Source organism: Pseudomonas sp. AP42, assembly GCF_001728935.1.
Classification (GTDB): domain Bacteria; phylum Pseudomonadota; class Gammaproteobacteria; order Pseudomonadales; family Pseudomonadaceae; genus Aquipseudomonas; species Aquipseudomonas lactis.
In genome coordinates, this window is record NZ_LYSO01000037.1 from 44653 (window position 1) to 52726 (window position 8074).

The 8074-nt window shown below is 60.5% G+C and carries 11 protein-coding genes; 5 read left to right on the top strand and 6 right to left on the bottom strand.

Going from position 1 to position 8074, the window contains the following annotated elements:
• Positions 1-78: 78 nt before the first annotated feature.
• The 6 genes from A7K61_RS15535 to A7K61_RS15560 are packed head-to-tail and all read right to left on the bottom strand — an operon-like array spanning position 79 to position 4053.
• Positions 79-783: a fimbria/pilus chaperone family protein gene (locus tag A7K61_RS15535; protein WP_044271993.1), complete on the bottom strand. Its 705-nt coding sequence runs from the start codon at positions 781-783 to the stop codon at positions 79-81.
• 33 nt (positions 784-816) lie between these two features.
• Positions 817-1500 (bottom strand): DUF1120 domain-containing protein, encoded by a 684-nt coding sequence (locus tag A7K61_RS15540; RefSeq protein ID WP_069557884.1) that lies wholly within the window; start codon positions 1498-1500, stop codon positions 817-819.
• A 3-nt stretch (positions 1501-1503) separates the two neighbouring features.
• The gene (locus A7K61_RS15545; protein WP_047712648.1) at positions 1504-2124 is read right to left on the bottom strand and encodes a DUF1120 domain-containing protein; all 621 of its coding nucleotides are present in this window, start codon (positions 2122-2124) and stop codon (positions 1504-1506) included.
• Positions 2125-2135: 11 nt separating this feature from the next.
• Positions 2136-2756 (bottom strand): DUF1120 domain-containing protein, encoded by a 621-nt coding sequence (locus tag A7K61_RS15550; RefSeq protein ID WP_044271998.1) that lies wholly within the window; start codon positions 2754-2756, stop codon positions 2136-2138.
• Between the two features lie 28 nt (positions 2757-2784).
• Positions 2785-3414: a DUF1120 domain-containing protein gene (locus tag A7K61_RS15555; RefSeq protein WP_069557885.1), complete on the bottom strand. Its 630-nt coding sequence runs from the start codon at positions 3412-3414 to the stop codon at positions 2785-2787.
• 15 nt (positions 3415-3429) lie between these two features.
• Complete coding sequence (locus A7K61_RS15560) at positions 3430-4053, bottom strand: DUF1120 domain-containing protein (RefSeq protein WP_032893448.1); 624 nt, start codon at positions 4051-4053, stop codon at positions 3430-3432.
• Between the two features lie 384 nt (positions 4054-4437).
• On the opposite strand from A7K61_RS15560, the gene A7K61_RS15565 reads away from it, so the two are divergent.
• From A7K61_RS15565 to A7K61_RS15585, 5 genes are all read left to right on the top strand, one after another.
• Positions 4438-5256, top strand: a complete 819-nt coding sequence (locus A7K61_RS15565) for a response regulator (RefSeq protein WP_044272002.1) — start codon at positions 4438-4440, stop codon at positions 5254-5256.
• Between the two features lie 198 nt (positions 5257-5454).
• Positions 5455-6090, top strand: a complete 636-nt coding sequence (locus A7K61_RS15570) for a response regulator transcription factor (protein WP_032893444.1) — start codon at positions 5455-5457, stop codon at positions 6088-6090.
• A 90-nt stretch (positions 6091-6180) separates the two neighbouring features.
• A complete protein-coding gene (locus A7K61_RS15575; RefSeq protein ID WP_003188784.1) occupies positions 6181-6651 on the top strand; it encodes a nuclear transport factor 2 family protein in 471 nt (156 codons plus the stop codon).
• Positions 6652-6688: 37 nt separating this feature from the next.
• The gene (locus tag A7K61_RS15580; RefSeq protein ID WP_032897605.1) at positions 6689-6961 is read left to right on the top strand and encodes a GIY-YIG nuclease family protein; all 273 of its coding nucleotides are present in this window, start codon (positions 6689-6691) and stop codon (positions 6959-6961) included.
• A 75-nt stretch (positions 6962-7036) separates the two neighbouring features.
• Positions 7037-7978: a glutathione S-transferase family protein gene (locus A7K61_RS15585; RefSeq protein ID WP_032893443.1), complete on the top strand. Its 942-nt coding sequence runs from the start codon at positions 7037-7039 to the stop codon at positions 7976-7978.
• Positions 7979-8074: the final 96 nt, after the last annotated feature.

The following is an 8074-nucleotide window of genomic DNA, read 5'->3' on the forward strand; positions in this document are numbered from 1 at the left end:
GCGTTCTGGTGACGATCAACAAGCCGTCACTTCGTTACTCAGGCGGCGCAGGGGGGGGACGCCGCCTGGGGTGTTCCGTCAGAAGCTGATTGGTGCGTCGTAAGCCTTGACCGCAAACCCGTACACCGTGGCCGGCTGCAGCCTGACTGTCTTGGCCTGGCTGCTGCTGGCCGGCACGCTCAAGGCTTCGCCGGGCAGCACATACGTACGCGGCAGCAGGGCCTTGCCGTCGCCTGGCAGCAGTAACAACTCCTGCGCGAGACGCACCACATAGGGCGTGTCGTTGCGCACCTGCAACTGGCCGTCGCGCAGTGTCCAGGTCAAGTCGGTCCAGGGCGTACGGTTGGGCGCCAGGCCCTTGGGGTGCACGATCACCGGCAGGTTCTGGCGCACGGTCACGCCCACGCGGGCATGCCCGGCGGCTGTGGCGGCGCGGCCTTGGGGCATGCCTTCGAACACCGCGCGTTTAAGCCGCTGGGTCAGTAACGGTTGCTGGTTTTGCAGAATGAAACGCACCAGCTGGGATTTGGACGCTTCGACGCGTGACAGCGGCGGTGTCACCACCAGCAGCGGTTCGGTGTCTTCCGGAATGTCCTGCAAGGTCACATGCAATAGGGCGAGTTGGCTGTCGGTGTTGGTCACCGACACGGCCGCTTCGCCTTCGGCCTCGTGCACGATCACCACGGAGGTGTCCGGGACCATGCCGTCGGCTTTAACCTGGTCGCCGAGCATCAAGAGCAAGGCAATCAGGCCGACAGCGGTGTTTGAGAATGTCGTCGTCATGACGGGTTTCCATTAGCCAATAAAGAGGGGCGGTCAGAGGTAGCGCAGGTCCAAGACGATGGCGCCGTCGAGCGGGACTTCCTGGTCCAGGGTCAGGTACTGGGAAAAGTTGATGGCGGTGCTCACCTGAACCTGGACGGTCAGTTGGCCGATGAAGTCCGGTTGACGGTCGCCGACTGGCGCAAAGGCCATGTAGGTGCGGGGGTAGGCATTGGGCTCCTGGGACCAGGTTTCACCGTTGTCGCTGGACGCCATTACCTGCATGGACTGCGCATCGCCCACCGCGTTGCGATAGGCCAGCGCCACAGAACCCAGGCGCTCTTCGGGGACGTGGATATTCCTGCCCAGCCCGTAGAAATAATCTGGGGCCGACGAGGAGTCGGCGCGCTCGTCAATGCCCACCAACGCAAACAGCATGGGCCTGGCGCACTGCACACGCAGGTCGAGCGTCTGGATGGGCAGCACGGTGAACTCGTCGGCGTTGAGGCTGTGGGCAGGAATCTTGCCGTGATCGACGGTGCCGTCATTGGTCAGCTCGATATGGCAGGCGTCCGGGGTGACCCGGCCGGTAACCGTAAGGTCGACAGCCGACGCTGCTTGGGCATCGGTCATCGCGGCCAGGCCAAGCACCATGACCACATTTCGCCCCCATGCCATCAGCATGGGCAACGCCAGACGCCGCCCATGCCTGCCACTATTCAAGGACGGGGCGGCCATGGGTCAGAGGTACTTCACTTCAAGGGTGGCGGAGCCGTCGATGGTGACTTCGTTGCTGAGGTCCATCCCGGCAGTGCCCATGATGAAGGTGTGTACTTGCAGATCGACCAGCAGGTCTTTGACAGGTAACGGCTGGCTGTCGTCATCCATTGCGGCGACCGACATGTATAGGCCCGAATCCCAGAACTTTTCTTTAAACCAGGTATTACCTTGGTCGTACGATGCAATGGGTTGCACCACTACACCATCCTCTGCCAGTGGATTGGCCAGCGTGAGGTTGTATCCCCCGAGCTTCTGGGTGTCATTGATAAAGCCCAGGCCGTAATTCGAACCGATACTTGAGGAGGCACGGTTATCGATCGAGTGCAGGGCGAACTTGATTGGCGCGTCGCAATTGACGGCTAGGATCAGGGTATGGTTGCCAATGACTGTCGGGTTGTCCGGTTTCAGATCCTTGGCGGAGATCTTGCCATGGTCGATCACTCCCCCACCGGACAGGCTCGGTGTGCAGGCGCTGGGCACGATCAGGCCTTTGACAGTCAGGTCCACGCTGGAGGCGGCGAAGGTGTTGGCCGAGTGAAGCAGCAGCACGCTGGCGGCCAGGGTGGTCAATCGGGTTTTCATCGGGAGGCTCCTTAGAGGTAATTGACTTGCACAGTGGCGTGGCCGTCGATGGGCACTTCGTCGGTCAGCGTCAGGTTGCTGGCGGGGGCGATGTGGGTAATCAGGCGTATTTCGGCGTCCAACGCCTGGATCGCAATCGGCGCCAGGCCGTCGCTGTCGGCGACGGCCGTCAACAAGGTGTGGCTGAGCATCACCGAGGGGATCCAGGTCACGCCGCCATCCCGGGAGGTGATGGTGCGTACCGGGATGCCATCGGCCACCGGGCTATACAGGCCAAGCCCGGCATCGCCGACTTTTTCATCACTGGGCGTCATCCCCAGGCCGTGCCAGCTGAAGTGGCTGGCGGCAGTGCCCGCACGGTTGTCGATGGTGTTCAGGGTGAAAATGGTCGGCCCTTCGCAACGCACACTCAGCAGCAGGGTTTCCCTGGGCAGGTCGGTGTAGGTGTCGGCATTGAGGTCTTTGACCGACACCTTGCCGAAGTCGACGGTGCCGCCGCCGGAGACCACGGGCGCGCAGGCGCTGGGGGTGATGACCCCTTTGACCGTCAAGTCCTGGCTACTGGCGGCCCATACCGGGCCGGCGCCGATCAGCAACAATGTCGCGGTGAGGGTAGTGAGGGGGCTAACCATGGGTCACGTCCTGTGGGTGGGTTGGCGATTACAGGTATTTCACTTCAAGGGTGGCGGAGCCGTTGATCGGCACTTCTGTGCTCAGGTCCATGCCGGCAGTGGGAGCGATCACGGTTTGCACCATCAGGTCTGCCGTGACCTGCTGGACCGGGGAGGGTGCCCAACTGCCGGAGGAGCGATCGCCAAACGAAGCGTGGGAGGTAATCGGCCAGGCGTCACCTGGGTAACTTTCATGCCAGGTGAGACCGTTATCGACAGATTCAATTGTGGAGATCACCGCGCCGTCAGCCATAGCATTACTTAGCGCCAGTAGGTATTCGCCCAATTTCTTGTCGCCAACCAAACCCAAGCCATAGCTGTTTCGTGAGTCAAACGCGTTACCGATATTATCGATGCCCTTTAGAGCCAACAGGGTTGGCGCATCACAGGTAATCGCCAGTTGCAGGGTGTGGTTGTCCAGCATTGTCCAGTGGTCGGGCTTCAAATCCTTGGCTGCGACTTTGCCGTGGTCGACGAGGCCGCCGCTGGAAAGGCTGGGCGCACAGGCGCTGGGCGTGATCAGGCCCTTGACGGTCAGGTCTACGCTGCTGGCGGCGCACACGGCGTTGGACAGGGCGAGCAGCAGGGCACCGCCCAGCAGGGGCATGCAGGTTTTCATGTGGGAGGCGTCCATTTACAGGTACTTGACTTCAAAGGTCGCGGAACCGTCGATCGCGACTTCGTCGGTCAATGTCAGGTCTTTTGCGGGATTAATCGTCGCTTCGAGCGTGACATCCATGACCGCGTCCTTGATAGGGTGAGGCGCCCAACCGCTGTCGCCCCGACTACCCAGCGCCACCAGTACGTGGGGGCCAATGACTTCGTCAGACAGCAGCGTCACCCAGAACCCGTCAGCGTTGTACATGGCCAACAGGGTGGAGGGGGTTTCGGCCACCGGGTTGGTGAACGCCAGCAGATACCGCCCCAGCTTCTGGTTTTCGTTGGTCATGCCCAGGCCAAAGTAAAACCTGTTAACCGCAGAGCCGGCTCGATTGTCGATGGGCTGGATGGCAAACAGCGTTGCTGCATCGCAGTTCACGCTCAGTGGCACGGTCTTGCGTTCAAGCAAGGTACCGGTGTCGATATTCAGGTCTTTTGCCGCGATTTTTCCGAAGTCGATATCACCTGGCAGGCTTGGTGTACAAGCGCTGGGCGTGATCAACCCTTTGACACTCAGGTCGACGCTGCTGGCGGCAAACACCGAGGATGTCATGGTGAGCAGCAGGGCACTGCTCAACAGGGATACAGGGGTTTTCATTTCCAATTGTTCCATTGCAGTCTGGCAGATAGAGACGCGTACAGGTCAGCGCTCGGCCCTGTGTGGGCGAGTGGTTGGCGTGGTGGCGTTCTCACTGTTTTTTTGCGTTGCCGGGAAGTGGCAAACCGTCCCTCTTTTGGGGTGGGCACAATTTAGCGAGGGGGCTTTGAGGGGGAAATACAACTAATACGACATTGGCGGGTTGGGCTGTAAACGCGGTGCGGGACGGTAGATTTTCGCGGCGTTTTTCGTAGTTGTTGTATCGGCGTAAGGCCATTCAAAAGGTTATAGGTTGAAAGCCGATAACAATCAAAAGGGTGCGCCTGGCATTGCTGTATCAGTGCCCTGGATGGCTGCCGAATTAATCACCACGAAGAGGTACTGATGGGTTCGCCAGGAGGTTCAACCGCAGGAGCGAGCCGGACAGTCAAACCGCCTTTTTCTCCCCCGCCTCATTGGCAGTACTTGAATGTTCTGGTCGTGGAGGATCATTCAGCCTATCGCCTGTTGCTGGGTTGGTTGTTGCAAAAACTGGGGCTCGGACACGCGTTGGCCACCGATGGCTTTATGGGATTGGACGCCTTTACCAACCGGCCCTTCGACCTGGTGATCAGTGATTGCCGGATGCCCTTCATGGACGGTTACAGCATGGCCCGTGCGATTCGCCAGCATGAGCGCGAGCACGGGTTGAAGCGGGTGCCCATCATTGCCTTGACCGCCAACCTGCAAAACGACAGCCCCCAACGTTGCTGCAAGGCCGGCATGGATGCCTGGCTGCTCAAACCCCTGACCCTTGAACAACTGCACGCCGTGCTGGTGCGCTGGTTACCGGGCGGGGAAGGCCGTTCTGTCGAGCCATACGCTGCTGCTGCGGTGGCGAACTGGCCCACCCGAGCCACGCTTGTGACCACGTTTGGCAGCGACCTGGTCGTCGACCAAATGCTGGAAACCCTGTTGATGGAGGCCTGGGAAGACCAGCGGGTGTTACGTCATGCCCGTGTGACGTTGAACGCGCCATTGACCGCCGAGCGTCTGCATCGGCTGGTGGGCAGCCTGGTATTTCTGGGCGGCACGGGGTTGGAATCCAGTGCCGTGAGCTTGATCGAGCAGGTCCAGGCCGAGGGTGTCGCTACGCATAAGGCGCAACTGGAAGTGTTTGAAGCACGGCTGTGCGCTTATCTGGAGTATCTGTCTGAGTTGTGAAGAATGCTGTTGCAGAGCGTTATACCTGGTCGTTGGTCTAAGTTTGGCTGTAGGTATTTTCCTATTGTGTTGTAGTCCAAAAAACAGCCACTACTGAACATTGGGTTCGGCCGCAAGCGCCTCTTTGTTAGCAGTTGTTGATGATCGCAGGCAGAGGTATTTTGCGCGGATTCAAGTTGCCATCATTCGTGGGTGCCTATGCTTCGAGTAATTATTGCTGACGATCACCCTATTGTCCGGGTCGGACAGAAAGTTGTGATCGAGGCGAATGGCAAGTGCAAAGTGGTCGGTGAGGCCGACGGTCCCGATCAGTTACTCGACGTGCTCAGTCGCACGCCGTGCGACGTACTGGTCACGGACTTCGCCATGCCAGGCGGCCAGCAGGCCGATGGCTACTGCTTGTTGGGCCTGTTGCAGCGCCAGTATCCGCAGTTGCCGGTGGTACTGGTCACCATGTTCGCCAACGTCGCCACGTTACGCGCAGCCTTTGCCCACGGCGCCAGGGCAGTGGTCGCCAAAAGTGCTTCGGCCAAGGAGTTGCCCTTGGCGATCAAGGCGGTGTGTGCTGGCCAGACCTTCGCCAGCGAATGCCTGCGGGTGCAACTGGTGGAAGCCGGCACTGGCGATCAATCCCAGGAGCCGCAGTTGTCCGGCAAGGAACGCGAAGTGGTGCGCATGCTGGCCAGCGGCATGACCGTCAGCCAGATTGCAGCCCAGGTCAACCGCAGCATCTCCACCATCAGCAAGCAAAAAAGCACGGCGATGCAGCGCCTGAGTATTTCCACCGACGTTGACTTGTTCGCTTATGCCCGCAGTACCGGGATAGCGCCGTAGCGCGCTTATTTGCGTGGCGAATGACAGTAGCCATGACGGCCTGGGCGGCTTATCGTGCGCCTACTCTTTTGACGCCTGCGGAGCCTGCCCATGAGTGATGCCCATAATGCCCTGATCAGCCAGTTCTACAGCGCCTTCCAGCGTCTGGATGCCGAGGCCATGGTCGCCTGCTACAGCGATGACGTGGTGTTCAGCGACCCGGCCTTTGGTGAACTGCGAGGCCGTGACGCAGGGGACATGTGGCGCATGCTCACCACCCGTGCCAAGGACTTTTCGTTGACCTTCGACCAGGTGCGCAGCGACGAGCGCACCGGCAGTGCGCATTGGGTGGCCACCTACCTGTTCAGCGCAACCGGCAATACGGTGGTCAACGATATCCAGGCGCGTTTTGTGTTGCGCGACGGCAAGATCTGCGAGCACCACGACCACTTCGACCTGTGGCGCTGGTCGCGCCAGGCGTTGGGCACCAAGGGCCTGCTGTTGGGCTGGACGCCGCTGGTACGCAACGCCGTACGCGCCCAGGCGAACAAAGGCCTGAAGGCATTCCAGGCCAGTCGTTGATAAACTGCGCGCCCCTTTTGCCTTGCCGAACCTGTCCGTGAGTACGCCTGAACCCAAGCCTTGGTATGTCTACCTGGTGCGCGCCGCCAATGGCGCGCTGTATTGCGGCATCAGCAACGACCCGGTGCGCCGGTTCGCTTCGCACCAAAGCGGCAAGGGCGCGCGGTTTTTTCTGTCCAGCCCCGCAGTGGCGCTGGTGTACACCGAGCAATGCGCGAGCAAGGGTGAGGCGCTGCGCCAGGAGCGCCTGATCAAAAAGTTGAAGAAGAGCGCCAAGGAATGCCTGGCCGCAAATGGCTCATCACTCTGACTGATAGGTTCCCATCACGCATTCAGGACCGTTTGCGCGGTAATCTGCGTGCTCATTCGCCAAGCGGAAATCCGTATGTCTGAGCTCATCCTGCACCATTACCCGACCTCACCCTTTGCGGAAAAAGCGCGGCTGTTGCTGGGCTTTAAAGGCCTGTCCTGGCATTCCGTACACATCTCGCCGGTGATGCCCAAGCCCGACTTGACGGCCTTGACCGGCGGCTACCGCAAAACTCCGGTGCTGCAGGTGGGAGCGGATATCTATTGCGACACCGCCCTGATCGCTCGCCGCCTGGAGCAGGAAAAGTCCTCGCCGGCCCTGTTTCCGCTGGGCCAGGAAATGATCACCCAGACCTTCGCCACCTGGGCCGACAGCGTGGTGTTCGCCCATGCCGTCAGCCTGGTATTCCAGCCCGAATCGGTGGCGGTGCGCTTTGGTAAGTTACCGCCCGAGGCCATCAAGGCCTTTATCGCTGACCGCGCCGCGCTGTTCAGTGGCGGCACGGCGAGCAAGCTCCCGGCTGAACTGGCCAAGCACCAATGGCCGGCGATCATGGCGCGGTTGGAGCAACAGTTGCAGCGCGAGTCCGGCGACTTTCTGTTCGGCGCGCCGTCGATTGCCGACTTTGCCTTGGCCCACTCGCTTTGGTTCCTCAAGGCCACGCCGGTCACCGCGCCGCTGGTGGATGCTTACCCGGCCGTGCTGGCCTGGCTGGGGCGCGTGCTGGGTTTTGGTCATGGAACTGCCAGTCAGATGACCGCGGAGCAGGCTTTGGATATCGCCCGCAATGCTACACCGGCACCTTTGCCGGATGAGGTGTTCGAGGATTTGAACGGCTTTAAGGTGGGTCAGGAGGTGACCATTGCGGCTATCGACTATGGCGTTGATCCGGTGGCTGGCGAGTTGCTGTTCGCTGGGCGTGAAGAGCTGATCCTGCGTCGCACGGATGAGCGTGGTGGTACGGTGCATGTGCATTTCCCGCGCTGGGGGTTTCGTATCCAGGGCATAGGTGCCTGAAGGGTGAACTAATCACTCCTGTAGGCACTACGTGGCCAGTGGGGGAGCTGGCTTGCCTGCGATGGCGGCCTGACAGCCGACACCTATCTACCTGAT